The sequence below is a fragment of the Agrobacterium vacciniicorymbosi genome, assembly GCF_040427045.1.
Classification (GTDB): Bacteria; Pseudomonadota; Alphaproteobacteria; order Rhizobiales; family Rhizobiaceae; genus Agrobacterium.
In genome coordinates, this window is sequence record NZ_JBETMF010000008.1 from 205,869 (window position 1) to 229,692 (window position 23,824).

25 protein-coding genes are annotated in these 23,824 nt (G+C 57.1%); 10 read left to right on the top strand and 15 right to left on the bottom strand.

Translation table 11 applies throughout. The annotated features are described in order from the left end of the window. Positions 1-106 precede the first annotated feature (106 nt). The 3 genes from ABUK73_RS14600 to ABUK73_RS14610 form a co-directional block, all read right to left on the bottom strand. A complete protein-coding gene (locus ABUK73_RS14600; RefSeq protein ID WP_353577909.1) occupies positions 107-1,129 on the bottom strand; it encodes an ABC transporter substrate-binding protein in 1,023 nt (340 codons plus the stop codon). Beyond that, on the bottom strand, positions 1,126-2,193 hold the full coding sequence (locus ABUK73_RS14605; RefSeq protein ID WP_353577910.1) for a LacI family DNA-binding transcriptional regulator: 1,068 nt from the start codon (positions 2,191-2,193) through the stop codon (positions 1,126-1,128). The genes ABUK73_RS14600 and ABUK73_RS14605 overlap by 4 nt, the downstream gene beginning before the upstream one ends. A 119-nt stretch (positions 2,194-2,312) precedes the next feature. Beyond that, positions 2,313-3,227 (bottom strand): LysR family transcriptional regulator, encoded by a 915-nt coding sequence (locus ABUK73_RS14610; protein WP_353577911.1) that lies wholly within the window; start codon positions 3,225-3,227, stop codon positions 2,313-2,315. 96 nt (positions 3,228-3,323) lie between these two features. Between ABUK73_RS14610 and ABUK73_RS14615 the strand changes: the two genes are divergently transcribed. Further along, positions 3,324-4,511, top strand: coding sequence for an acyl-CoA dehydrogenase (locus tag ABUK73_RS14615; RefSeq protein WP_353577912.1), 1,188 nt, complete (start codon positions 3,324-3,326; stop codon positions 4,509-4,511). On the opposite strand, the gene ABUK73_RS14620 is transcribed toward ABUK73_RS14615, so the two are convergent. Beyond that, a complete protein-coding gene (locus tag ABUK73_RS14620; protein ID WP_353577913.1) occupies positions 4,496-4,663 on the bottom strand; it encodes a hypothetical protein in 168 nt (55 codons plus the stop codon). The genes ABUK73_RS14615 and ABUK73_RS14620 overlap by 16 nt on opposite strands. 130 nt (positions 4,664-4,793) lie before the next feature. Here ABUK73_RS14620 and ABUK73_RS14625 point away from each other — a divergent pair, with 130 nt between their 5' ends. Together ABUK73_RS14625 and ABUK73_RS14630 are read left to right on the top strand one after the other, a co-directional pair. Beyond that, positions 4,794-6,230, top strand: a complete 1,437-nt coding sequence (locus tag ABUK73_RS14625; RefSeq protein WP_353577914.1) for an NAD-dependent succinate-semialdehyde dehydrogenase — start codon at positions 4,794-4,796, stop codon at positions 6,228-6,230. A gap of 117 nt (positions 6,231-6,347) precedes the next feature. Next, positions 6,348-7,454, top strand: coding sequence for a DNA alkylation repair protein (locus ABUK73_RS14630; RefSeq protein WP_353577915.1), 1,107 nt, complete (start codon positions 6,348-6,350; stop codon positions 7,452-7,454). Here the strand turns inward: ABUK73_RS14630 and ABUK73_RS14635 are convergent. The 5 genes from ABUK73_RS14635 to ABUK73_RS14655 all read right to left on the bottom strand — a co-directional run bounded on the left by ABUK73_RS14635 (position 7,451) and on the right by ABUK73_RS14655 (position 12,456). Continuing rightward, a complete protein-coding gene (locus tag ABUK73_RS14635; protein WP_353577916.1) occupies positions 7,451-8,476 on the bottom strand; it encodes a sulfate/molybdate ABC transporter ATP-binding protein in 1,026 nt (341 codons plus the stop codon). The two genes, ABUK73_RS14630 and ABUK73_RS14635, sit on opposite strands and share 4 nt — an antisense overlap. Then, positions 8,473-9,354, bottom strand: coding sequence for a sulfate ABC transporter permease subunit CysW (gene cysW / locus ABUK73_RS14640; RefSeq protein ID WP_353577917.1), 882 nt, complete (start codon positions 9,352-9,354; stop codon positions 8,473-8,475). The genes ABUK73_RS14635 and cysW overlap by 4 nt, the downstream gene beginning before the upstream one ends. A gap of 3 nt (positions 9,355-9,357) precedes the next feature. Continuing rightward, positions 9,358-10,179 (bottom strand): sulfate ABC transporter permease subunit CysT, encoded by an 822-nt coding sequence (cysT, locus tag ABUK73_RS14645; RefSeq protein ID WP_103587976.1) that lies wholly within the window; start codon positions 10,177-10,179, stop codon positions 9,358-9,360. 71 nt (positions 10,180-10,250) lie between these two features. After that, on the bottom strand, positions 10,251-11,237 hold the full coding sequence (gene cysP / locus ABUK73_RS14650; protein ID WP_353577918.1) for a thiosulfate ABC transporter substrate-binding protein CysP: 987 nt from the start codon (positions 11,235-11,237) through the stop codon (positions 10,251-10,253). A gap of 148 nt (positions 11,238-11,385) precedes the next feature. Then, positions 11,386-12,456 carry an enoyl-CoA hydratase/isomerase family protein gene (locus tag ABUK73_RS14655; protein WP_353577919.1) on the bottom strand — a complete coding sequence of 357 codons (1,071 nt, stop codon included), beginning with the start codon at positions 12,454-12,456 and terminating at the stop codon, positions 11,386-11,388. 284 nt (positions 12,457-12,740) lie between these two features. On the opposite strand from ABUK73_RS14655, the gene ABUK73_RS14660 reads away from it, so the two are divergent. Then, on the top strand, positions 12,741-12,980 hold the full coding sequence (locus ABUK73_RS14660) for a DUF2934 domain-containing protein (protein WP_113086225.1): 240 nt from the start codon (positions 12,741-12,743) through the stop codon (positions 12,978-12,980). 94 nt (positions 12,981-13,074) lie between these two features. On the opposite strand, the gene ABUK73_RS14665 is transcribed toward ABUK73_RS14660, so the two are convergent. Together ABUK73_RS14665 and nspC are read right to left on the bottom strand one after the other, a co-directional pair. Beyond that, on the bottom strand, positions 13,075-14,313 hold the full coding sequence (locus ABUK73_RS14665; RefSeq protein WP_353577920.1) for a saccharopine dehydrogenase family protein: 1,239 nt from the start codon (positions 14,311-14,313) through the stop codon (positions 13,075-13,077). A 48-nt stretch (positions 14,314-14,361) separates the two neighbouring features. Beyond that, positions 14,362-15,459, bottom strand: a complete 1,098-nt coding sequence (gene nspC / locus ABUK73_RS14670; protein WP_353577921.1) for a carboxynorspermidine decarboxylase — start codon at positions 15,457-15,459, stop codon at positions 14,362-14,364. 222 nt (positions 15,460-15,681) lie between these two features. Between nspC and ABUK73_RS14675 the strand changes: the two genes are divergently transcribed. The 3 genes from ABUK73_RS14675 to galE all read left to right on the top strand — a co-directional run bounded on the left by ABUK73_RS14675 (position 15,682) and on the right by galE (position 17,586). Further along, entirely contained in the window at positions 15,682-16,023 is a 342-nt protein-coding gene (locus ABUK73_RS14675) for a DUF883 family protein (RefSeq protein WP_353577922.1), read from the top strand. 9 nt (positions 16,024-16,032) lie between these two features. Beyond that, positions 16,033-16,461 carry a hypothetical protein gene (locus ABUK73_RS14680; protein WP_353577923.1) on the top strand — a complete coding sequence of 143 codons (429 nt, stop codon included), beginning with the start codon at positions 16,033-16,035 and terminating at the stop codon, positions 16,459-16,461. Positions 16,462-16,602: 141 nt separating this feature from the next. Next, positions 16,603-17,586 carry a UDP-glucose 4-epimerase GalE gene (galE, locus tag ABUK73_RS14685; RefSeq protein ID WP_353577924.1) on the top strand — a complete coding sequence of 328 codons (984 nt, stop codon included), beginning with the start codon at positions 16,603-16,605 and terminating at the stop codon, positions 17,584-17,586. An 89-nt stretch (positions 17,587-17,675) separates the two neighbouring features. Here the strand turns inward: galE and ABUK73_RS14690 are convergent, their stop codons facing one another. Then, on the bottom strand, positions 17,676-18,236 hold the full coding sequence (locus ABUK73_RS14690) for a PRC-barrel domain-containing protein (RefSeq protein ID WP_353577925.1): 561 nt from the start codon (positions 18,234-18,236) through the stop codon (positions 17,676-17,678). Between the two features lie 251 nt (positions 18,237-18,487). Between ABUK73_RS14690 and ABUK73_RS14695 the strand changes: the two genes are divergently transcribed. Continuing rightward, a complete protein-coding gene (locus ABUK73_RS14695) occupies positions 18,488-20,191 on the top strand; it encodes a sensor histidine kinase (RefSeq protein WP_353577926.1) in 1,704 nt (567 codons plus the stop codon). A 241-nt stretch (positions 20,192-20,432) separates the two neighbouring features. Here ABUK73_RS14695 and ABUK73_RS14700 read toward each other — a convergent pair whose 3' ends face one another. Together ABUK73_RS14700 and ABUK73_RS14705 are read right to left on the bottom strand one after the other, a co-directional pair. Next, positions 20,433-21,428 carry a sensor histidine kinase gene (locus ABUK73_RS14700; RefSeq protein ID WP_353577927.1) on the bottom strand — a complete coding sequence of 332 codons (996 nt, stop codon included), beginning with the start codon at positions 21,426-21,428 and terminating at the stop codon, positions 20,433-20,435. Positions 21,429-21,540: 112 nt separating this feature from the next. Continuing rightward, positions 21,541-22,335 (bottom strand): response regulator, encoded by a 795-nt coding sequence (locus ABUK73_RS14705; RefSeq protein ID WP_113086216.1) that lies wholly within the window; start codon positions 22,333-22,335, stop codon positions 21,541-21,543. Between the two features lie 139 nt (positions 22,336-22,474). Between ABUK73_RS14705 and ABUK73_RS14710 the strand changes: the two genes are divergently transcribed. After that, a complete protein-coding gene (locus tag ABUK73_RS14710; RefSeq protein ID WP_113086276.1) occupies positions 22,475-22,675 on the top strand; it encodes a NepR family anti-sigma factor in 201 nt (66 codons plus the stop codon). Continuing rightward, positions 22,675-23,241 (top strand): sigma-70 family RNA polymerase sigma factor, encoded by a 567-nt coding sequence (locus ABUK73_RS14715; protein WP_113086275.1) that lies wholly within the window; start codon positions 22,675-22,677, stop codon positions 23,239-23,241. The genes ABUK73_RS14710 and ABUK73_RS14715 overlap by 1 nt, the downstream gene beginning before the upstream one ends. 47 nt (positions 23,242-23,288) lie before the next feature. Here the strand turns inward: ABUK73_RS14715 and ABUK73_RS14720 are convergent, their stop codons facing one another. Beyond that, positions 23,289-23,759, bottom strand: coding sequence for an Lrp/AsnC family transcriptional regulator (locus tag ABUK73_RS14720; protein ID WP_353577928.1), 471 nt, complete (start codon positions 23,757-23,759; stop codon positions 23,289-23,291). Between the last annotated feature and the right edge of the window lie 65 nt (positions 23,760-23,824).

Consider the following 23,824-nt stretch of genomic DNA (forward strand, 5'->3'; position numbering starts at 1 on the left):
GGACGTCGCGCTTCTGGTCGATCTCCCCCCTTGAGGGGGAGATGTCCGGCAGGACAGAGGGGGGTGACGTGCGTCAGCACGTAGCCCCCACACCCGGCAACAGTCCTTACTGCCCAACCTTCGCATTCCACTCAGACAACCACTTGTCGCGGTTATCCAGCGTCGCGGCAGAAGGAATGAGCTGGAGGCTTTTCGCCGTCTCATCGCCATAGGTGATGTTGTTCGCCACTTCGTCGGACACCTTGACCTCCTTGTTGGTCGGGCTATCGACCAGCTTTTCAGCCAGCGCCTTCTGCACATCGGTCGAAAGCCAGAAGTCCATGAACTGCAACGCGAGGTCTTCATTCTTGCCGTTCTTCGGCACCACGAGAACATTCATGCCGCCCGTCTGGCCTTCCTTGGGCGTTGCCCATGCCAGCGGCAGATCGAGCTTGGTGAACGGTGCCCAGGAGAAGCGGCCAATCGGTGCTGCCCAGATTTCTTCCTGCTGCATCAACTGCACCAGCTGCGAGGACTTGACGTAGAAGGTGACGATCTCGTCTTTCTTTTCGCCGACAGCCTCGATGGCGCCGGAGAGATCAGGCGTATCCTTGCCGATGGCCTTGCCCAGCATGTAGAGCGCGGGCGGGCCCTGATTGGTGGTGACATTCGGGAAGGCGACGTGATCGACAATGCCATCCTTCAAGAGATCGGCCCAGCTATCGATCTTCATCTTGTCAGTGCGGTAGACGATGGAGGTGGCGTAGAAGTTGACGCCGACGCTCATGCCATCGCCATTCGGGTCCTTGGCGATGTCATAGAGCTTGCCGACATTTGGCACCTTGGAGGTATCGATCTTCTGGACGAGGTCCTTGCGGGCAGCAGACAGCGCGTCAGCCATGGAAACGATGGCGAGATCGATGACCGGGCTTGCCTTGTTGGCTTCCATCTTGGCCAGACGCTCGACGCTGTTGCCGGTTTCGACCACCAGCTTGCAGCCGCACTTGGCTTCGAACGGCGTGTAGACCAGTTCCTTGAATTCGTCCTGCGCGAAGGCATAGACGGAAATGGTCAGTGTCTTGTCCTGCGCCTGAGCGGCACCCATGGACAGCATCAAGGCCGTGCCGGATGCCAGAATGATCTTCTTCATGATGTGAGTTCTCCTGCTGTCGAGGTTTTGTTTGCTGTCTGCTTCTTCTTATTTGGCCCGGAAGAATGGCGTATGACCATTTCCATTGCAACTTTCGATATATCTGCCACGACGCCACCTGTGGCCGTGCGGTCCGCCGGGTTTTCCGCATCGATGCTGCGCACCAGCGCCGTGATCGCCAGATCGGCAATCCGCACCATGTCCATGCGAATGGTGGTCAGCGCGGGGGTGACGACAGGTGCCCAGATGAGGTCATCGAAACCGGTGACGCTGGCCTGTTCCGGCACGGTGATGCCATCGCGCTGCAATTCGGTGAGAACGCGAAGCGCGTGAAGATCGGAGACGGCGGCAAAAGCCGTAAAGCCCTGCGCCACCTTGGCCGCAACGCCCAGAGGGCAGCCTGCCCCATCCTGCTTCTCCAGAGAGGCGATCCACAGCGTTTCGGTTTCAGCACCGCCGGAAAGGCCGGAGCGAATGCCGCCGACGCGGTCGTTCTGCACGTTGGAGTCAGGATTGTTGCCGATAATGACCACTTTGCGGTGACCAAGCTCCGCCAGATGGAGACCGATCTGAACGCCGCCCTCCCAATGATCGGCAGCAACCGTGTTGCCGGGCGTGGAGGGAGAATCGATGACCGCCACCGGGCAATCCACATTGCCGATGCGCGTGCCACGACGCGGCACCACCACCATGCCTTCGACGCCGCGTTCGATCAGCCGGTTGATGGCTTCCGTCTGCTTGGCGACATCACCATGAGAATCGGCAATCAACACACCGTAACCGGCCTTGTCAGCGGCCTTTTCGATGGCCTGAGCGATCTGCGGGAACAGCGGATTGGCGATATCCGGCAGCACCAGACCCAGAACGCCGCTTCTGCCGGTGCGCAGCGCACGACCGGCCACGCTTGGCACATAGCCCAGCTCATCGGCCTTGAGGCGGATTTTCTCGGAAAGCTCAGCGGAAACACGGCCCTTGCCGGACAGTGCATTGGACACGGTTGCCGCCGACACACCCAGTGCCGTAGCAATCGCCGTCAAATTTGCACCCGCACGACCCGAGGTCATGGTCTGCCCACCCGCATGATTAAACGTTTAATCAGCGTAAGGCCAATGCTCGTTTTTGTCGAGTCGTGGGCGGGTGGATTTTTGTGCGAAAACTCTAAGTGCCGAAAACAAGGGCGAAATTATCGCCCGGCTTCGTCTCGAAATGCCTCGACTTCGGCCAAAAGCCACTGCTTGAACAGCACGACCGGCGCGTGGTTGATGCGCGAAAGCGGGGCGACGGCGTAGTATGAGCTAGGGCTTTTGACCTGATGATCGAAGGCGGCCACCAGTTGTCCGGCCTTGAGTTCGATATCGATCAGAAACAGCGGCATCAGCGCCACGCCCAAACCGGCGATGCAGCCCTGCGCCACGCTGGAGAACTGCTCGAACCGCATGGCGGGTGCGTTTTGTGCACCAAGCCCGAGGCTCTGGAACCAGTGGTCCCATGCGCCCGGTCTCGATGCCATATGCAGCAGCGGCAGGGTCGAGATATCCTGCGCCTTGGCGATGGGGTGCTGCGCGAGAAAAGACGGGCTGCACACCGGTGCCACCATCTCATCCATCAAAAACGTGCTTTCCGCCGCTGGCCAATCCTGCTGGCCGATATGGATGGCCATATCGAGGCCTTCCTTTTCGAAATCGAACTGGCCGATGCGGGTGGCGAAATTGAGCGTGATTTCCGGGTGGGCGGCCACGAATTTGGGAATGCGCGGCAGCAGCCAGCGCGTGCCGAAGGTAGGCAGCATGGCAAGGTTCAGCGTGTTGCCATGCGTTTTGGTCATAATATGAAGAGACGCGGAGCGGATATCGCCCAGCGCCGTGCCGATGGCCTTGGCATAGGTCTGGCCCTCTGCCGTCAGCGAAACTCCACGCGCGCCGCGCTCAAACAGCCGCACGCCAAGCTGTTCTTCCAGCGACAGAACCTGCCGGCTGATGGCCCCTTGCGTCAGCGAAAGTTCATCGGCGGCCAGCGAAAAACTACCCAGCCGCGCCACGGAATCGAAGGCGGCGAGAGCGCTGGTGGAGGGCAGAAGTTTGCGGCTGAGCGAGGTCATGGCGCATTCCTATCTGTAATAGCAAAATGAGTAAACATGGCTTGCCGCGATGCCGCCAAATGCCAATAATCACACCAGCAATTTTGGAGATTTACCGTGAGCGAACGCACAGCATTCAATTGGCAGGACCCGTTTCTTCTCGAAGACCAACTGACCGAAGACGAGCGGATGATCCGCGATACGGCAGCGGCCTTTGCCCAATCGGAGCTTCTGCCACGCATCAACGAAGCCTATCTTTCTGAAACATCCGAGCCCGAACTGTTCCGCCTGATGGGCCAGACAGGCCTTCTGGGTGTGACGCTGCCTGAAAAATACGGTGCTGCCGAAGCCAGCTATGTCGCCTATGGCCTCGTCGCCCGCGAGGTCGAGCGTATCGACAGCGGCTATCGCTCTATGATGAGCGTGCAGTCATCGCTCGTCATCTACCCGATTTTTGCCTATGGCTCGGAAGAGCAGAAGGACAAATATCTTCCCGGCCTCGTTTCCGGCGAGTTGATCGGCTGCTTTGGCCTGACCGAGCCGGATGCCGGTTCCGACCCGAATGGCATGAAGACGCGCGCCGAGAAGATCGCAGGCGGATATCGCCTGCGTGGCTCCAAGATGTGGATTTCCAATTCGCCGATTGCCGACGTTTTCGTCGTCTGGGCAAAATCCGAAGCGCATGACAACCAGATCCGTGGCTTCGTGCTGGAAAAAGGCATGAAGGGCCTGTCTGCACCGAAGATTGGCGGCAAGCTGTCACTGCGCGCCTCTATAACAGGCGAAATCGTCATGGACGGCGTCGAAGTGGGCGAAGATGCGCTATTGCCGAATGTTTCGGGCCTCAAGGGTCCGTTCGGCTGCCTCAACCGCGCCCGCTACGGCATTTCCTGGGGTGTGCTGGGTGCCGCTGAAGATTGCTGGTTCCGCGCCCATCAGTACGGCATGGACCGCAAGCAGTTCGGCAAGCCACTGGCTGGCATGCAGCTTTACCAGAAGAAGCTGGCCGACATGCAGACGGAAATCACGCTCGGCCTTCAGGCGTCCTTGCGCGTCGGTCGCCTGTTCGATGAGCACCGCATGGCCCCGGAAATGATCTCCATCGTCAAGCGCAACAATTGCGGCAAGGCGCTGGATATCGCCCGTCAGGCCCGCGACATGCACGGCGGCAACGGCATTCAGATCGAATACCACATCATGCGCCACGCGCAGAACCTTGAGACGGTCAACACCTATGAAGGCACGCACGATGTACATGCGCTGATCCTCGGCCGCGCCCAGACCGGCATTCAGGCGTTTTTCTGAGATTGAACGATCAAGCAACCGGCGGCACCAGCCGCCGGTTTTGCTGCGATGCGAAATAAATAATACTTTTTAATGCGCTGACCGGTTGAAACCGCCGCCGCACGAATTAATATAGAGATGTCATCATCGTCTCTGGCAAAGTCATTTGCCATATCCGGTATCGCTGCATTCGATTGTCCCGCCACGGAAGACACGTCATGCAGCGCCGGTAAATTCCGAGACCGCAATTAAACGCCAAGCATCGGCACCGTGCCGGTCGGTCAAGTCACGAAGGTATTCCACATGCACAGCTATCCCGACATTAAGCTCCTCATCAACGGCGAATGGCGCGATGCCTTGTCCGGCAAGACCATTGCCGTATCCGACCCGGCAACCGACGAAATCCTCGGCCAGATTGCCCATGCGGAAAAGGCCGATCTTGATCTGGCACTCGATGCTGCCGACAAGGGCTTCAAGGTCTGGCGCGAAACCTCTGCCTATGAGCGTTCCAAGATCATGCGCAAGGCCGCTGACCTGCTGCGTGAGCGCAAGGACACCATTGCCTGGCTGATGACCCGCGAACAGGGCAAGCCGCTGGCGCAGTCTGCCATGGAAGTCATGGGCGCTGCCGACACCATCGACTGGTTTGCCGAAGAGGCACGCCGCACCTATGGTCAGGTCATTCCTGCCCGCGCCACCGGCGTCTCCCAGCTTGCCATCAAGGTTCCCGTCGGTCCCGTTGCGGCCTTTACGCCTTGGAACTTCCCGATCAACCAGATCGTGCGCAAGCTTTCCGCAGCGCTCGCCGCCGGTTGCTCGATCATCGTCAAGGCTCCCGAGGAAACACCGGCATCGCCTGCCGAACTCATTCGCGCCTTTGTGGATGCAGGCGTTCCCGCTGGCGTCGTCAATCTCGTTTACGGCGTGCCTTCGGAAATTTCCGAATATCTCATCCCGCATCCTGTCATCCGCAAGATTTCCTTCACCGGCTCCACGCCGATCGGCAAGCACCTTGCAGCCCTCGCTGGTAAGCACATGAAGCGCGCCACGATGGAACTCGGCGGCCACGCGCCGGTGATGATCTTCGATGATGCCAATATCGAAAAGGCCGTCGAAATCATGGCCATGTCGAAGTTCCGCAATGCCGGTCAGGTCTGCGTTGCACCAACACGTTTCCTCGTGCAGGAAGGCGTTGCCAGCCAGTTCCTCGATGGCTTCGTCAAGGCAGCCGAGGCCGTCAAGGTCGGCAATGGTCTGGAAGACGGCATCACGATGGGCCCGCTCGCCAATGAGCGCCGCATCCCTGCTATGGAAGCGCTCATTCAGGATGCCGTTTCCAACGGCGCGGAACTGAAGACCGGTGGCAAGCGCATCGGCAACAAGGGCAACTTCTTCGAACCGACCGTGCTGGCCAACGTTCCGACATCCGCCAAGATCATGAACGACGAGCCGTTTGGCCCGGTTGCCATCGTCAACACGTTCAAGTCCTTCGATGACGCAATCTCGGAAGCCAACCGCCTGCCCTTCGGCCTCGCATCCTTCGCCTTCACCGGCTCGGTCAAGACCGCCCACGAACTTGGCCGTCAGGTCGAAGCTGGCATGCTGACCATCAACCACAACGGCCTTGCTCTGCCGGAAGTGCCCTTCGGCGGCATCAAGGATTCGGGCTACGGCACGGAAGGTGGTTCGGAAGCCGTTGGCGCATACCTGGAAACTCGTTTCGTCAGCCAGATGAACTGATATCCAGCTGAAGTGAGTTGAATTTTAAAGCCCGGCGTTTCACCACGCCGGGCTTTTCATTTGCAAAAATCAACGACTTTCGCTAAACGAACAAAGAGTGAACGATGGGGCGAATGGATGGCAGAGACAAGCGACACGGCAGCGCCCGCGCTGAAGGAAATCTTCAACCGCGCCCGTCTGCAATTCATCGCCGCTGAAACGAAAGCCGTCCATCCACCCTTTGATGAGCAGGCATTTCTGGCACTCGCCGAGACCGATCTCGATACACTCGGCATCATGCAGCGGATGCGCCAGGTGGCGACCAGCCTACATGCCACACTGCCCGGCGATTACGCCCGCAACCTCGAAATCCTCACTGCATTGGCACCGCGCATCAACCACGGCTTTGCCTCGATTTCGCTGTCGGAATATGTGGCGCTCTACGGCTTGGAGCATTTCGGTGCCTCTATGGATGCGCTCAAATTTTTCACCCGCTTCGGCTCGTCGGAATTCGCGATCCGCCATTTTATCCTCGCCGATATGCCCCGCGCGCTGGCGACGATGGAGAAGTGGTCGCGAGATGAAAACGAACATGTGCGCCGATTGGCCAGCGAAGGTTGCCGCCCGCGTCTGCCATGGTCGTTCCAGATCAAGGCGCTGATCGATGACCCCTCCCCCGTCGCGACCATTCTTGAAAACTTGAAAAGCGACAATGCACTCTATGTGCGCAAATCCGTGGCCAACCATCTGAACGATATCACCAAGGACAATCCGCAATGGGTTCTTGAGCGGATTTCGACGTGGCCGAAGGAGAACAAGCAGACCGCATGGATCATCCGGCAGGCATTGCGAACACTCGTGAAGAAGGGCGACGCTTCGGCACTTGCGCATCTGGGCGCTCATGAGAAAGCGGATATTGCGATAGAGGCATTTCAGGTGTCACCGGACGCTTTGCCGCTGGGCGGCAATGTGCGGATTTCGGCATCGCTTCGCTCGACATCCGAAAAGCCACAGAAACTGGTGATCGATTACGCCGTTCACTACGTGAAAAAGGGCGGCGGCACCTCACCTAAGATTTTCAAATGGAAAGAACTGAGCCTTCAACCGGGCGAAGGCTGCACGCTGTCCATAAGCCGCGCCATCCGCGATTTCACCACCCGCAAACATTATCCCGGCCTCCACCTGATACAGCTAATGGTGAACGGCGAAGCGCTGGCCGAGACGGCGTTTGAACTCAGCGTTTAACCCGCCGGAAAAATCTTGGCGCGGCGAATGACGATGTGGCCCCGGTCGCCAGCTTCAACTGCGGTTTCCGGCGGCACATCGAATTCCAGCAAGTCACCTTCGGTGGTAGATGCGATCACCCGGCGGTCGCCTGCACGGTCCAGTACGCGTGTCACCTGTGCCGGAATGCCATCATGCAGGTCTTCCCATTCCAGATCATTGGGACGGGCATAAATATCGACGGGGCCATCTGCCTGACCATAAGCGAACGGCACTTCGGCTGAACCCACGAAAACCTTGCCTGCGCGGGCCGTGCCGGAAATGCGGTTGGCATCACCCAGAAAACGCATGACGAAGGAGGAGTTGGGCTGGCGGCAGACCTCTTTCGGGGTGCCCTGCTGCACGATTTCACCCTGATTGAGAATGACGACGCGGTCGGCGAGATCGAGTGCTTCTTCCTGATCATGGGTCACGAAAATGGTGGTGATGCCGAGTTCGGTGTGGATTTCGCGCAGCCAGCGGCGCAGATCGCGGCGCACATTGGCGTCCAGCGCGCCGAAGGGCTCATCCAGCAGCAGAACCTTAGGATCGACAGAAAGCGCACGGGCCAGTGCAACACGCTGGCGCTGGCCGCCGGAAATCTGCGCCGGGAAACGTTCGCCCAGACCGTCCAGCTTGACCAGCCGCAGCAATTCATCCACGCGCGCATCGATGGCCGCTTTGTCACGCTTGACCCTGGAAACCTTCATACCGAAGGCGATGTTTTCATGCAGCGTCATATGCGGGAAAAGCGCATAATGCTGGAAGACGAAGCCGACGCCACGGTCGCGCACCGGAATGTTGGTAGCGTCTTCCTCTCCGAAATAAATCTGGCCGCCATCGGTATATTCAAGACCTGCGACCATGCGCAGGATCGTCGTCTTGCCGGAACCGGAAGGGCCGAGCAGCGCCAGCAGCTCACCGCTTTCGATATCGAGCGATACGTCGCGCACCGCACGAAAGGTATCGAAGGTTTTCACCACATTTTGGAGGCGGATTTTCATGCAGTTGTCTCCGACATGGCGGCGGTTTTCTTGGCGCCACGCCCTGCCCCACGCTTTTCCAGCGCGACCTTGGCAATGATGGTGACGACGGCGAGAGCCGCGAGAATGGATGCCGAGGCGAAGGCGCCTGCGGCCTGATAATCGTGATAGAGCAGCTCGATATGCAAAGGCAGCGTGTTGGTCTGGCCGCGAATATTGCCCGAGACGATGGACACCGCACCGAATTCCCCCATCACACGCGCATTGCACAGCACGACGCCGTAAAGCAGCGCCCATTTGATATTGGGCAGCGTGACCGACCAGAACGTGCGCCAGCCGGATGCGCCGAGCGAGGTGGCCGCCTCCTCCAGATCACGCCCTTGCGCCTGCATCAGCGGGATCAGTTCGCGCGCCACAAAGGGGGCCGTGACGAACATGGAGGCGATGACGATGCCCGGCAGGGCGAACAGCACCTTGATGTCATAGGCAGCAAAGAACGGGCCGAGCAGACCCTGCAAGCCGTAAACGAAGAGATAGGCCACACCTGCCACGATGGGCGAAATGGAGAAGGGTATCTCGATAAGGACCAGCAGAAACCGCCTACCCCGGAAATCGAATTTCGTAATCGCCCAAGCGGCGGCAATGCCGAAGGCGGTGTTGACAGGCACGGCAATCAGCGCAGTGATCACCGTCAGCATGATGGCGTGGCGCGTATCGGGGTGATTGATGGTGGCCGTATAGGTCTTCCACCCCTGAGAGAAGGCTTCGACGCCGATGATGAGCAGCGGTGCGACGACGAGCAAGGCACCGATCACCAGTACGAAAGCGATCAGCGAACGACGCACCCAGGGGGCGTCACCCACGCGTGGTGGCTTACGACGGGAGGCATGAGCATTCATCGGCTAGCTCCTTACCGTATAGCGCAGGGCGCGTGTCTGGAGATAGTTGGTGACGGCCAGCATGACGAAGGCTGTGATGAGCAGCACCGAGGCGATGGCGGCTGCGGCCTGATAATCATATTCCTCTAGCCGGATGAAGACGAGAAGCGAGGTGATCTCGGTCGAAAACGGCTGGTTGCCAGCGATGAAGATGATTGCGCCGAATTCACCAAGGCTGCGGGCAAAGGACAGCGACAGGCCTGCGAGAATGGCAGGCGTCAGCAGCGGCAGAATGACCTTGCGGAAAATCTCCAGATCAGAACCGCCCAGAGACTGCGCGGCTTCTTCCAAGGCCGGGTCCAAATCCTCCAGTACCGGCTGCACCGTGCGGACGATGAAAGGCAGGCTGGTAAAGGCCATGGCGATGATGATGCCGAGCGGCGTATAGGCGACCTTGATACCGGCATGGGCGAGGATCGAGCCGAACCAGCCATTGCCCGCGAAGAGCGCCGTCAGTGCGATACCGGCGACGGCCGTGGGCAGGGCGAAGGGAAGGTCGACAATGGCATCGACCAGACGCCAGCCGGGAAAACGGTAACGGGTCAGCACCCATGCGAGTGCAAGGCCAAAGACGACGTTGAACAGCGTGGCGGCGAGCGCGCACAGCACGGTGACGCGGTAGCTGGCGACGGCACGCGGCGAGGAAATGATCGCCCAATATTCGGCAGGGCCAAGGCTCGCCGCCTTGAAAACAAGGGCAGCCAGCGGCAGCACGACAATGATGCCGACATACAGCAGGGTAACGCCGAGCGACAAGCGCAGCCCCGGCAAAACATTGCGTCTCAAACCCGTCCCCCATCATGGAAAATCGACCCGGCGGGAAGCCCGCCGGGTCGAACAAAATCCAAAGTCAGTGATTAACGATTGCCGTAAAGCGTATCAAGCACGGCACCGGATGCGAAGTGTTCTTTCTGGATTTTGTCCCAGCCGCCGAACACGTCTTTGACGTTGACGAGGCGTATCTGCGGGAACTGATCCTTGAACTCGGCAGCGACCTTTTCATTGTGGACGCGGTGGCCGAACTGGGCTGCAATGCGCTGGCCTTCCTCGGTGTAGAGGAAATCGAGATAGGTCTTCGCCAGTTCGCGCGAACCGCGCTTGTCGACAACCTTGTCCACGACGGCAACCGGGAATTCCGAGAGAAGGCTGACGGAGGGAACGACGCTTTCGACCTTGTCCTTGCCGTATTGCTTGGCGATACCGCGTGTCTCGGCCTCGAAGGTGATCAGCACGTCGCCCACTTCACGCTCGACAAAGGTCGTCGTGGCTGCACGGCCTCCGGTGTCGAAGACAGGCGTGTTGGCGAAGATTTTCTTGATAAAGTCCTGAACCTTGGCGTCATCGCCGTTGAACTTTTCTTTCGCGTAAGCAGTAGCGGCCAGATAGGTGTAACGCGCATTGCCTGACGTCTTAGGGTTCGGGAAGACCAGCTTCACGTCGTCCCTGACGAGATCGTCCCAATCCTTGATATTCTTGGGGTTGCCGGCGCGCACGAGGAAGGACGGGAAGGAATAGAAGGGCGACGCATCATTGGCGAAGTTCTTCTGCCAATCGGCTGAAACAAAGCCCTGCTTGACCAGAAAATCAATGTCGGTGACCTGGTTGAAGGTCACAACGTCGGCCTCCAGACCTTCAACGATTGCACGCGCCTGTTTGGACGTGCCCGCATGCGACTGATCGATGGTCACGCCTGGATGCGTCTTGGTGAAGGCTTCGTTTTCAGCGGCAAACACCTCACGCGCGACGTCATAGGACGCGTTGAGAAGCGTTTTCGGCTCCTGCGCAAAGGCAGAGGTCGACAGAAGGGCTGCAACAGCAGCACCGATAAGCATGATCCGTTTCATGAAAGTCCCCACAGCACCAAATTCTACCGGCAAGATACGGAAGTGGGCTGGTTACCGCGAGGAACGAGACTCTCCATCCCAAGTCAAACTTAGAATTTTTTGCTTCTCTTGCACTTTTAACAAAACGGATGTTGCGCGGTTCAAGACGTCAGAGCCGATGATCAGGAAAAAGCGGTGGGGCGCTGGACGCGAAATATCGGTCGATCTGCTTCTCCCCCACCTGCGCCAGAGTGTCTGGGCTCCATTTGGGATTGCGATCCTTGTCGATCAGCGCCGCACGCACGCCCTCGTAGAAGTCGGGATTGCGCAGCACCTCGCAGCCCGCCGCAAACTCCCGCTCAAGGCATTCAACGAGACCGGAACTGCCTCGACCAAGGCGCAGGAGCCGCAGGGTCAATTTGAGACTGGTCGGAGATCGCAATTGCAGCGTGGCGAGCGTGTCCCTGGCAAAAGCAGCGTCCATTGCGGAAAGAGCCTGAAATATCTCCTCGATGGAATCGAAGGCGAAAGCTGCATCGATCATACGGCGATTGGCGGCGATGATGCCATCGATCTCGGGCCTGCTTGAGAAACTTTCGATCACAGCGCCTATGTCAGCCGCGAATGATACCTCCGCCAATGCTTCCACCAAATCGCCCAAGCGCGCGGATGCGATGTGATAATCCGCAAGACCGATATGGATCACGTCCGCCGCACCGATTTCCTTGCCTGTCAGACCCAACCATGCTCCCGTCTCGCCCGGTGCCTTCGGCAGCAACCATGTCGCGCCGACATCCGGGAAATAGCCGATGGCGGTTTCCGGCATGGCGAGGCGGGTGCGTTCCGTTACGATGCGATACCGGCCATGGGCGGAAACGCCGACGCCACCGCCCATGACGATGCCATCCATCAGCGCGACATAGGGCTTTTGATAATGGGAGATCGTGTAGTTCAGCGGGAATTCCTCGCGCCAGAAACGGGTGCGATCCGCCTCGCTCGCGGTCTTCGCTTCGTAAATCTGACGCACATCTCCGCCCGCACAGAGGCCACGGTCGCCTTCACCGGAAAGAATGACGCAGGTGATGTCGGGATCGCGCGCAAAAGCATCCAGCCCTGCCTTCATGCCCGCTACCATCGCTTCGTTGAGGCTGTTGATGGCACGTGGCCGATTGAGACGGATCAGCCCCGCGCTGCCCTTCTTCTCGATGATGATCTCATCTGTCGCGACGTCCCTCTGCATTATGCCTCCTCCCACAGATTGCATCTGCGCACAGTGTGAGGCTCCCGACAGCATCACGCAACATTTATCGCGTCATTGTGAAACAAGCAGATTGTTTGAACGTTGATATCGCTCAGGAAACAACAACCATAGCGTTCTTGCAGTGCAGCAATTTCACTTGACGCTTTGGCGAATCATGGCATGTAATAACATCGTAAAATACCGGCGCCAATTCCTGTCCAGCGTTCCAGCCGGACCACACAGACGGCCCTTTGCGGGCGATGACGTAGTAACGGGAGATCAATATGCAGGTTTCAGCAGACGATTGGATTAGTAAGCGCGCATACACCTTATGGGAGAGTGAAGGCCATCCGCATGGTCGCGATTCAGACCATTGGGAACAGGCAAAACACGAATATTCTCTGCTTCAAAATTCCAAGGCCACCAAGCCGAACCACCGGAAGAAAGCAGATGTGCAGGCTGCCGTTGCCCTGGAAGAGGCGGCAAAGAGCAAACCAAAGGCGCGCAAAAGCGCCGCAAAGTAAGTCTCCTCCCAAGCAGCTTGCGAACAAAGACAGACAGCAAAAAGCCCCGAAAAACGGGGCTTTTCTTCGTTATAGCTTAGGCTTTGGTCCGCACTTAGAATGTCAGCGCGCGGTCGCCCTTTTCATCCTTGATGCGGCTTGGCAAGCCGATGCGGTTGAGGATGTTGAGGAATGGCTGCGGTGGAAGTTCTTCCACATTCGCCATCTGCTTCACATCCCATTCGCCCGTTGCAATCAGCATGGCTGCGGCAACCGGCGGAACGCCTGCTGTGTAGGAAATGCCCTGGGAGCCGACTTCTTCGTAAGCTTCCTTGTGGTCAGCCACGTTGTAGATGAACACTTCGGTTTCCTTGCCGTCCTTGATGCCCTTGACGACATCGCCGATGCAGGTCTTGCCGACATAATCGGGCGCCAGCGAAGACGGATCGGGCAGCACGGCCTTGACCACCTTCAGCGGCACGACTTCCAGACCTTCGGCGGTTTTAACAGGCTTTTCGGAGAGAAGACCAAGGTTCTTCAACACGTTGAACACGTTGATATAGTGGTCGCCAAAGCCCATCCAGAAACGCACGTCTGCTCCATCCATGTTCTTGGACAGCGAATGCACTTCGTCGTGGCCCGTCATATAGGCCTTCTGCTTGCCGACGACAGGCAAATCGAATTCCTGACCGACTTCGAACATCTCGTTGGTCTGCCACTGGTTGTTCTGCCAGGAATAGACGACACCGGTAAATTCGCGGAAGTTGATTTCAGGATCGAAGTTGGTCGAGAACCAGCGGCCATGGCTGCCGGCATTGATATCGACGATATCGACCGAGGTGACCTTGTCGAAATACTCATCCTTGGCCAGACGCGCATAGGCGTTAACGACACCCGGATCGAAGCCGACGCCGAGAATGGCGGTGACGCCTTTTTCCTTGCACTCGGCGGCGCGCTGCCACTCGTAGTTTCCGTACCACGGCGGATTTTCGCAAATCTTGGTCGGATCCTCGTGGATCGCCGTATCCATATAGGCAACGCCTGTGTCCATGCAGGCACGAAGAACGGACATGTTGACGAAGGCAGAACCGACATTGATGACGATCTGCACGCCGGTCTTCACGATCAAGGCTTTCGTCGCCTCGATATCCATCGCGTCAAGCGCATGGGCCTCAAGCTTTACATCTGTCTTGAGGCTCTTCTTTTCGCGTACGGACTCGACAATCTTGCGGCACTTATCAACTGTGCGTGACGCAATATGAATGTCTCCCAATACATCGCTGTTCTGGGCGCACTTATGCGCCACAACTTGTGCCACGCCACCGGCGCCGATGATGAGAACGTTCTTCTTCATTTCAGGTGATACCCCCTTTATCCCCGTAGGGATGAGCTTGGTTTGACGTTAAGACAGGCTCTGCTGGAAATCAGCAAAGTCGAATTCACGAACGGCACGGACAGTGCCGTCGAGTTCCTTGATGGCAATCGTCGGCATTTTGACGCCGTTGAACCAGTTTTTCTTGACCATGGTGTAACCGGCCGTGTCCTGGAAGGACACGCGGTCGCCTACCTTCAGTTCGTTCTCGAAGCGAAACTCGCCAAACACGTCACCTGCGAGGCACGACTTGCCACAGACCATGTAGGGATGGTCACCCTCGTTGGGGGAGACCTTGGCTGTTTCGCGGTAAATCAACAGATCGAGCAAATGCGCTTCGATGGAGCTGTCGACAATGGCGAGGTTCTTGCCGTTGAACAGCGTGTCGAGAACCGTAGTCTCCAAGGTCGTGCTCTTGGTGATCGATGCTTCGCCGGGCTCCAGATAGACCTGAACGCCGTATTTTTCCGAGAATTCCTTGAGGCGATCACAGAAGCGATCAACAGGATAATCGTCACCGGTAAAGTGGATGCCGCCGCCAAGGCTGACCCATTCCGCCCGCGACAACAGCGAGCCGAAACGTTCCTCGATCTGACCCAGCATGCGGTCGAACAGCTCGAAATCGCCGTTTTCGCAATTGTTGTGGATCATGAAGCCGGAAATGCGGTCCATGACCTTTTCAACCTTCGCCACATCCCACTCACCCAGACGACTAAACGGACGGGCCGGATCGGCCAGATCAAAGGTGGACGAGGAAACCTGCGGGTTAAGGCGCAGACCACGCGTGATGCCGGATGCCTTGTCGGCGAAGCGTTCCAGCTGGCCAATGGAATTGAAGATGATCTTGTCGGCGTTGGAGATGACCTCTTCGATCTCGTAATCGGCATAGGCAACGCTGTAAGCGTGCGTTTCACCGCCGAATTTCTCGCGACCGAGACGCACTTCGTAAAGCGACGACGATGTCGTGCCATCCATATATTGCGACATGAAATCGAACACCGACCAAGTGGCAAAGCACTTCAAGGCCAGAAGAGCTTTCGCGCCGGATTTTTCGCGCACATAGGCAATCTTCTCCATGTTGCGAAGAAGCTTGGTCTTGTCGATGAGATAGTATGGCGTCTGAAGCATTGGCGGATCACATGTTGATGGAAGTCAAAGACGGGTCTGATTGACGGGCCTTATATGATGCTTGTGACAGGAAAACAAACCCGCAGGACAGATTCTGCAACAGAGTTCTTTTTTCTCCTCTCACCGCAAAGATGCGGAACCAAACAAGGGCATGCACGTTTTGAAACTACGCGTGAGCCGTGGACACGGCGTTTTTGACATCACTTCAGAAAAGGAAACATCATGGCGACGGTTCGCAACGTGGAAGACAAAGTCCGTGAAACTCTCGAAGGCGGCGATGCAGCCGATGTTGCTGCACAACTCACACAGTTGCGCGAAGATCTCGCAAACCTCGCAGGCAGCGTGAAGGCTCTGGGCGTCGGTGTTTCTTCCGAAGTCAAGGCACGCGCAACCCGCGTTGCCGATGACGCACTGGCCGCTGGCGAAGAAACGGTCGATAACGTTCGCCACGAAATTCAGTCTATCAACGACAATCTGACCTATCAGGTTCAGAAAAATCCTCTCCAGTCTCTCGGCATCGCAGTGGCCGCAGGTTTCCTTATCGCCCTCGTCACCCGGCGCTAAGGCAGCATCATGATTGAAGCGCTGCTGCTTTATCTCGGCGATACCCAGCGAGAAGGCCAACTCGTAACACGGCGCATAAAATCCAAGCTTCTGCTTTGGGTTTTGGCAGGCGTATTTTTTGCCATCGCCTTCATTGCCGCGATCATCGGTGGCTCGATCTATCTGGCGAAAGAAATCGGTGCCGGACCTGCGGCACTGGTCATTGCAGGCGTCGCATTTCTTCTGGGCGTCATCATGATCGTCAGTCTGGCGATCATGCGCAGGCCTCGCGTTTATGCGACGAGGCCCGTTATGCCCTTGGCTCCGCTGGCGGCTGCACCATTGGCAGTACAGGCCATGGCTGCCGGTGCACTGAGGGCGCGTCCCTACACGACTTTGCTGAGCGCACTGGCCCTCGGTTACATCGCGACACGGACAACGGTTAAAAAGAAAAAGTGATCCGAGTATCTGGAGAATCTGATAAGCCGCCTTTCCCCAAAGGCGGCTTTCCTTTTTTCATCCGCGATAATTTCCCGCTGCCCTTCTGCCGACAAAATGTTACGCAGGTTGCAACCATCTGTTTAACGGAGAGAATGTTGGATGCGGAAGAAAGTCCTTGTTGTCGGCGGTGCCGGATATATCGGTTCCCACACATGCCTGTTGCTCGCCGAGCGTGGATATGAGCCAGTCGTTTTCGACAATCTTTCAAACGGCCATGAGGAATTCGTCCGCTGGGGGCCCTTCGAACAGGGCGATATCAGGGACCGGGCGCGTCTCGACGAAGTCTTTGCGAAACACAAGCCGGAAGCCGTTCTGCATTTTGCAGCGCTGATCGAAGTCGGCGAATCCGTCAAAAACCCGATGGCCTTTTACGATAATAATGTCACTGGCGCGCTGACCCTGTTGTCGGCCACGATGGATGCAGGCGTCAAGGCCTTCGTCTTTTCCTCCACCTGCGCAACCTATGGCCTGCCGGAACGCGTGCCACTGGACGAAACCCACCGCCAAGCACCCATCAATCCCTATGGTCGCACCAAATGGGTGGTGGAGCAGGCGCTGAAAGACTACAGCACCTACAAGGACCTGAAATCCGTCATGCTGCGCTATTTCAATGCGGCAGGCGCGGATTTCGAAGGCCGGATCGGCGAGTGGCACAAGCCTGAAACCCACGCCATTCCGCTCGCCATCGAAGCGGCGCTTGGACGTCGCGAAGGCTTCAAGGTGTTCGGTACGGATTACGATACGCGTGACGGCACATGCGTGCGCGACTACATCCACATTCTCGACCTAGCCGACGCCCATGTGCGTGCCGTGGATTACCTGCTGGCAGGCGGGGAGACCGTCGAACTCAATCTCGGCACTGGTACCGGAACGACGGTCAAGGAACTGCTCGACACGATCTCGGAAGTCTCCGGTCGTCCCTTCCCGGTGGAATATTCCGACCGTCGCGAAGGCGACTCCACCACGCTCGTCGCCAACAACGACAAGGCGCGGGAAGTGTTGGGTTGGGAGCCGCAATATACGCTGGAAGACATTATCCGCTCGGCATGGCGCTGGCATTCGTCCCGCAACGAGAGCATGTAACAAACGCAAAAGCACAAAAAAACACCGGTCCTTTGGACCGGTGTTTCCGCTACAGGAACGCTCCCGTAGCTCCTCTCTCCCAGGAAACCTTATGGCTTCGGTGCTGTCGTCGTTGCACCATCGCTGGCTGGCGCAGGTGCTGCGGCGCCGTCAGCTGCCTTCTTGTCCTTCATGGTAACGAATTCTGGCGCAGCCTTCAAAGATTCAGCCGTTTCCGTTGTCGTCAGGCGAACAGCGCCGCTCTGCGTGTCACGGGTAACCGTGATCTTGTCCATCGGAACTGCTACGTCCTTGGCACCGATGCCGAGGAACCCGCCAACGCCCACAACAGCTGCGACGATGCCGCCATTTTCTTCGAGGATGAGGTTCGTCACGCTACCGATGCTTTCATCGGCAGAGGTGTAGACGGCGTTGCCAATATAGTCATTGGCGCTGATCTGCGTTGCAGCCTGTTCCGTCAGGTAGCTGCCACTGGCTGCTGGTGTAGCAGCGGTCGTTGCTGGCGCAGCAGGGGCGGCTGGTGTGGCAGGAGCAGCGGCGCCCGGTGCAGCCGGTGCTGGCTCGGCGGCGGTCTGTGCCATGGCGAGTGGTGCGAATGTCGTGGAACCCAAGAGAGCGGCAGTGACGATCGTGGTGAGTGTCTTGTTCATTTCGTACCTTCCTTATTGTCTTCGTTCGAAACCTGCTCACTACGGTTTGTCCGTTTCTGTGTGAGCCTGTTGGTTTGCAAACGACGGCAGGTCGGAATTAGTTCCGCCATTTTTTTAGGCAATCTAGCGCCCGATCAACAGCGAAAAATGACGTTTATTCGGGCATATAATGGGATTGCGAAGCTTCTCCGCTTCAGCCATTCTGCGCCCACCCTACCATGACTTGAGCAGCAGTCGAAACCAGCGAAACAATGCAGAACGATTTCATTTCCAGACTAAGACAACGCCTTGCTGGCTTTTTTCCGACTGCGCCGATAAGCGTCTATCTCGTTGTTATGACAACGGTAATCACGCTGCCGCTGATTATCTTCGTCGGCTATTTGATGTTAAAGCTGGAAGCAGATGAGAGAGGCGACCTTCAGCGCGAGGCGGTCGAAGATGCCCGCGCCGTCAGCCGCAACATCGATCGGCGTTTGCAGGAAATGGCAACCTCGCTCAATCTCCTCTCGCAGTTCCCGGAACTGGAAGATGGCGACCTCTCGGCTTTTCACAAGCGAGTGAGCGAGAGCCTCCAGAAGCAAGGGCTCTATGTCATCATTGCCACCGCCAACGGAAAACAGCGCCTGAACAGCCGCGTGCCTTTCGAGCAAACTCTGGGCAACGTACCACCGGACATCAAGCTTCCTGACGTGATTGCCGGTGGGCGGACAGCCGTGTCCAATATTTTTTACGGCAATACCAGCAAGGAATGGGTGTTCAACGTCATGCGGCCACTGCCGCGCGCGCTGTCCGCTGCGGGCGACGCCCTGATCATGACTCAGAATGCCCGCGACCTGATGGGGCTGATTTCCACCGATGGCCTTCCGCCCGGCTGGTCGATTGCCATCTTGGATGCCGACAGCCACGTCGTTTCCTCCAGCGCGCCGGACGAGATCGCAGCGGGCACCGCTTTCGGCCACAGCGACGCAACCGGACTGATGCGATCCTTCAGCGGCAGCTTTGAAGATCAGAACGGCATTATCTATGCCTATTCCCAGCTTCCGGGCTGGTCGTGGAAAGCGGTGATCTGGGGACCCGCCGATAACAGCCAGTCGGCTTTGGTCAGCACATGGCGTAAAATGATGATCGGCAGCTTCGTGCTTGTCATCATTGCCATCGCCGGTGCCTATCTGGTTGGCCGGCAGTTGCGCGGCTCGATCCGTGAACTGGTGGATATGGCAAAACGCATTGGTGAAGGCGAGATCGTTGCGCCCATCGACACCAAGATCAAAGAGGCCAACCAGGTGGCTGTGGCACTATCCAACGCGTCCTTTGACCGCAGTCAGGCGGAAGACCGCACTCACCTCATTTTGCACGAGCTGGTTCACCGCTCCAAAAACCTGCTGACGCTGGTGCAGGCGATGATGCGCCAGCTTGCGCGTGAAAACACCACGGTGCCCGAATTCCAGAAGGAAGTGGACCACAGGCTTCGCGGCCTCGGCATGTCGATCAGCGCGTTATCGGAGGTGCAATGGCAGGGCCTGCCGATGCGCAAGCTGATCGAGACACATATGAATGTCTTCGGCACCGCCGTCGATCAGGTCAAGCTCAGCGGTGAAGACTTCATGCTGTCGCCAGAAGCAGCGCAGAATTTCGGCCTCATCATTCACGAACTGACCACCAACTCGATCAAATATGGTGCGCTGTCCAGAAAGACCGCCACCGTCGAATTGTCATGGACACGGAAGGTCGATGGCGATCACGACCAGTTTACCATCGATTGGAACGAGATTGGCGGCCCTGCTGCGGTTGCACCAACACGCAGCGGCTTTGGCACGACGATCATCAAACGCCACGCGGAAAGTTCATTTTCTGCCAATATATCAATGGATTATAGTGAAGAAGGCTTCCGCTGGACGCTGACCGCACCTATGCGCCATTTCCTGACGCAGAAAAATACGACGGTGCTGGAATAAAATTGAACCATGGCGGGAACTAACCGGTACCGGTCACGTTGTTACAGCAAGCCAAGCCACTCCCCGTCCCCGCCTGAGGCTTGGCGATGCAGGTTTTGCCCCTGAAAACCTGCCACAGATAGCACGGCTCTACGGAGCCGTGCTTTTGTGTTTTAGGGCTGTTTTCAAACCAAAATACCTGCAGCCATTTCACAGCAGCCGTGAGCACACGGGCCGTTTCACGATGCCGCGCAGCTATGGATTACGTGGGAAGGGGTGCCGGGAATTTCAGGAAATAGTCGATATTGTCAGCCGAGACATTATAGCTCGCCTCACCGCCCAAGGCCGCAGGCACGACCTTTTCCAGCACGACACTTCCGAAGTGGCTTCTCTTGCCGGCATCAGCAGAAGCCGATTGCGCGGCTTCGCCACCCAAAGGCTCCGTCCAGCGAACTTCGAAAAATTCGCCGTCCTTGCGACAATCGAGCGTGATGGGAAGATGGCGCGAGAGATTGCCGCCATGGCTGACGGTGTTCACTACCAACTCGTGGAAAGCCAGACCCACATAGAGCGCGCCATTCGGGTTCAGCAAAAGGTTCTCGCCAACCATCTTTATCAGGTTTGGGTATTCCGGAAGATAAAGGTCGGCCTGCTGTTTGAGGAGATCGAAAATCTCCGCGCCGCGCCAGTCGGAATCCGTGATCAAATCCTGGGATTGCGCCAGCGCATGCAGACGCCCCCGGAATTTGCGCAGAAAATCTTCCTTGGTGAAGCTGAAACGCGCCGTTTGAGCCGACAGGCTCTGGATGATCGCCAAAAGATTTTTGGAACGGTGACTGACCTCACGCAAAAGCGAGCGAAGCAATTGCTCACGACGCCGCTCGACCGTGATTTCTCTGATTGTGGTCTTGAGAACCCGTTGCCCGGACATATTCACGGTGGAATAGACATGAAACTGGAAGACACGGTCCTTGCCAGCGCTGACTTCCAGCATGCCGCGGCTTCCCGCAGAGGTCAGGTCTTTCTTCAGTTCGGACAGACGGACCGCGAGGTCGTTGCCGAACATCGTCACATCGGTCGGGTCTTGCCCGGATTCCGTTGGCAGGCTCCATACGTCGGGCAGGTTGGCGATAAAGATATACTCCTTATCGCGGTCTTGCAGCATAACCGTCTCGTCAGAGTCCAGCAGTGCGAGCACGAGTGAATCGTGCAGATCGCCCTCATCCCGCTCCGCATTATGCCACGCCAGCCGATGCAATATTGTCTCCTAACGCGGAACGGCGATGATGGTCGCGATGCTTGAAAAAACATATCGACGTCAACGCCGGGTAAGAACCCGAGTTCCAAAATCTTTTTAAAATCAGTGCAAGTTATGCGGCGACGCGTGAACTTTCATTGAAGAAAAGAGCCTGACTTATGAGGGCCTTGACCATATCCGGGTTGAATGGCTTGGTGACGAGGAATGTTGGCTCTGGGCGCTCACCGGTCAGCAAACGTTCAGGGAAAGCCGTAATGAAGATAACCGGCAGCGTCGTCATCTGAAGGATTTCCTTCATTGCTTCCAGACCGGAGCTTCCGTCTGCGAGCTGAATGTCGGCCAGGATCATCTTCGGCTGGGTGCGGTGGAACAGCTCGAGCGCTTCCTTGTGCGTACGGGCAATGCCGGTCACGTTGTGGCCAAGGTCGGTCACCATCTGCTCGATATCCATGGCGATCAGAGGCTCGTCCTCGATGATCATGATATCTGTCGCAACCTGGCGGGCGATTTCGGAAGCGGCTTCGTCGATCAGCTTGCTGACTTCGCCTTCTGGCACGCGCAGCACTTCTGCAACTTCTGCAAGGGTGAATTCTTCAACCGTTGTCAACAGGAACGCCTGGCGCGGCACGGCGGGAACAGCCGAAAGATTGGCGGAGGCGCGCTTTTCCCATCCAGTCAGGTTCTCATCATTCTTGATGTTGATGGTAACGGAACTAAAGATGGAGACAAACAATTGGTAAAGCGAAACGCGATCACTGCTCGTCTGCGGAAAAATGCTGACATCTGCGATCAGTGCCTCAAGGCTGGCGGCAACATAAGCATCGCCAGTTGATTGTGAACCGCAAACGGCACGCGCAAACCTGCGGAGATAGGGCAGATGCGGAGCGATGCGTGTAGAAACTGACATGGAATTCTCCCCTGTTCATGCGGTTTGCAGCGCAAACCTGAACGAAAAAACGCGGCGTTTCAAAAAAAGTTCCGTTTGGCTGGAACTATTTTTTCTGCCACGCATTACTAGCGACGTCACCAAAGGAATACCGGAAATCATGAGCATGTTTCAATCGGACCAGGATCCATCTGACAAGGGAACACCGCCGACGGTTCCCGATTCGGGTCGCGCCGTAATCTCCCGAAAATTACGAGAATTGTATGATGCAGTTCAGGATGAGGGAATTCCAGACAAATTTCTCGATCTTCTTGAAAAGCTCGACGAAGCTGAAAACAACGCGAAAGCTTCGAGGGGATGATGGCAACAGATTCGAGCAAGAACGAATATAATTTCAAGCGCGAAATGCTGGCAGCCCTGCCAAATCTGCGCGCCTTTGCCATATCTCTCATCAGATCGCGTGACCGGGCCGATGACCTCGTACAGGATACGATCATGAAGGCCTGGGCAAAGCAGGACAGCTATCAACCCGGCACCAATATGCGGGCATGGCTGGTGACGATCCTGCGCAACGAGTTCTACAGCCAGATCAGAAAATCGGGCCGTGAAGTGCAGGATACGGACGGCGCCTACACGTCTCGCCTGTCCGTGCCGCCGGAACAGCATGGTTCCGTCGATCTCGCTGATTTCAAGACGGCGCTTGCCAAACTGCCAGAAGATCAGCGCGAAGCCATTCTTCTGATCGGCGCATCCGGTTTTGCCTATGAGGAAGCTGCGGAGATTTGCGGTTGCCCTGTGGGCACGATCAAGAGCCGCGTCAGCCGAGCCCGCCTTCGCCTGCAGGAACTGCTTGGCATCGAAGACGAAAACGAGTTTGGCCCTGATGCCCAGATGACGGCTGTTACCGCAGCGGCTGCGGTACGCTAAACATTTAAAGACAAGAAAACGGCGCGGCTGAAAAGCTGCGCCGTTTTTTACATACCGACATCCTTCACCGACTGCATGACGACGAAGGTCGATGTGTTGGCCACGCAGGGCAGGCTGGAAATTTTCTCTCCCAATACCTGTCTATATTTTCGGATGTTTGTGGTGCGCACTTTCAGCAGATAATCGAACGCCCCCGCAATCATGTGGCATTCCTCCACTTCCTTGATCTTGCGAACAGCCGTGTTGAAATCTTCGAGCGCCTTTTCCCGCGTGTCGGAGAGTTTGACTTCGGTAAAGGCAATGTGCTCGAGGCCAAGCTTGGCCGGGTTGAGCATGGCGCGAAAGCCGAGAATATAGCCCTCATCCACCAGACGCTTCAGCCGTGTCTGGCACGGCGTCTTTGAAAGCCCGACCTGCTTGGAGAGTTGCAGAATGGACATGCGCCCGTCCTCGCTCATCGCTTCCAGTATCTTCAGATCGAAGTGATCCAGATCGCCTGTTTCTGATGGTTTTGCCATCCAATTTGCCTCCTATATCGCGTATTATAAGTCATTTTGTCCTGATATATCGCTAAAATAGGACC

Excerpts from the sequence above, each read along its gene's own strand:
- ABUK73_RS14600 (WP_353577909.1), bottom strand. The coding sequence starts at position 1,129 with ATGAAGAAGATCATTCTGGCATCCGGCACGGCCTTGATGCTGTCCATG.
- ABUK73_RS14605 (WP_353577910.1), bottom strand. The coding sequence starts at position 2,193 with ATGACCTCGGGTCGTGCGGGTGCAAATTTGACGGCGATTGCTACGGCA.
- ABUK73_RS14610 (WP_353577911.1), bottom strand. The coding sequence starts at position 3,227 with ATGACCTCGCTCAGCCGCAAACTTCTGCCCTCCACCAGCGCTCTCGCC.
- ABUK73_RS14620 (WP_353577913.1), bottom strand. The coding sequence starts at position 4,663 with ATGGCAAATGACTTTGCCAGAGACGATGATGACATCTCTATATTAATT.
- ABUK73_RS14625 (WP_353577914.1), top strand. The coding sequence starts at position 4,794 with ATGCACAGCTATCCCGACATTAAGCTCCTCATCAACGGCGAATGGCGC.
- ABUK73_RS14630 (WP_353577915.1), top strand. The coding sequence starts at position 6,348 with ATGGCAGAGACAAGCGACACGGCAGCGCCCGCGCTGAAGGAAATCTTC.
- ABUK73_RS14635 (WP_353577916.1), bottom strand. The coding sequence starts at position 8,476 with ATGAAAATCCGCCTCCAAAATGTGGTGAAAACCTTCGATACCTTTCGT.
- cysW (WP_353577917.1), bottom strand. The coding sequence starts at position 9,354 with ATGAATGCTCATGCCTCCCGTCGTAAGCCACCACGCGTGGGTGACGCC.
- cysP (WP_353577918.1), bottom strand. The coding sequence starts at position 11,237 with ATGAAACGGATCATGCTTATCGGTGCTGCTGTTGCAGCCCTTCTGTCG.
- ABUK73_RS14655 (WP_353577919.1), bottom strand. The coding sequence starts at position 12,456 with ATGCAGAGGGACGTCGCGACAGATGAGATCATCATCGAGAAGAAGGGC.
- ABUK73_RS14660 (WP_113086225.1), top strand. The coding sequence starts at position 12,741 with ATGCAGGTTTCAGCAGACGATTGGATTAGTAAGCGCGCATACACCTTA.
- ABUK73_RS14665 (WP_353577920.1), bottom strand. The coding sequence starts at position 14,313 with ATGAAGAAGAACGTTCTCATCATCGGCGCCGGTGGCGTGGCACAAGTT.
- nspC (WP_353577921.1), bottom strand. The coding sequence starts at position 15,459 with ATGCTTCAGACGCCATACTATCTCATCGACAAGACCAAGCTTCTTCGC.
- ABUK73_RS14675 (WP_353577922.1), top strand. The coding sequence starts at position 15,682 with ATGGCGACGGTTCGCAACGTGGAAGACAAAGTCCGTGAAACTCTCGAA.
- ABUK73_RS14680 (WP_353577923.1), top strand. The coding sequence starts at position 16,033 with ATGATTGAAGCGCTGCTGCTTTATCTCGGCGATACCCAGCGAGAAGGC.
- galE (WP_353577924.1), top strand. The coding sequence starts at position 16,603 with ATGCGGAAGAAAGTCCTTGTTGTCGGCGGTGCCGGATATATCGGTTCC.
- ABUK73_RS14690 (WP_353577925.1), bottom strand. The coding sequence starts at position 18,236 with ATGAACAAGACACTCACCACGATCGTCACTGCCGCTCTCTTGGGTTCC.
- ABUK73_RS14695 (WP_353577926.1), top strand. The coding sequence starts at position 18,488 with ATGCAGAACGATTTCATTTCCAGACTAAGACAACGCCTTGCTGGCTTT.
- ABUK73_RS14705 (WP_113086216.1), bottom strand. The coding sequence starts at position 22,335 with ATGTCAGTTTCTACACGCATCGCTCCGCATCTGCCCTATCTCCGCAGG.
- ABUK73_RS14710 (WP_113086276.1), top strand. The coding sequence starts at position 22,475 with ATGAGCATGTTTCAATCGGACCAGGATCCATCTGACAAGGGAACACCG.
- ABUK73_RS14715 (WP_113086275.1), top strand. The coding sequence starts at position 22,675 with ATGGCAACAGATTCGAGCAAGAACGAATATAATTTCAAGCGCGAAATG.
- ABUK73_RS14720 (WP_353577928.1), bottom strand. The coding sequence starts at position 23,759 with ATGGCAAAACCATCAGAAACAGGCGATCTGGATCACTTCGATCTGAAG.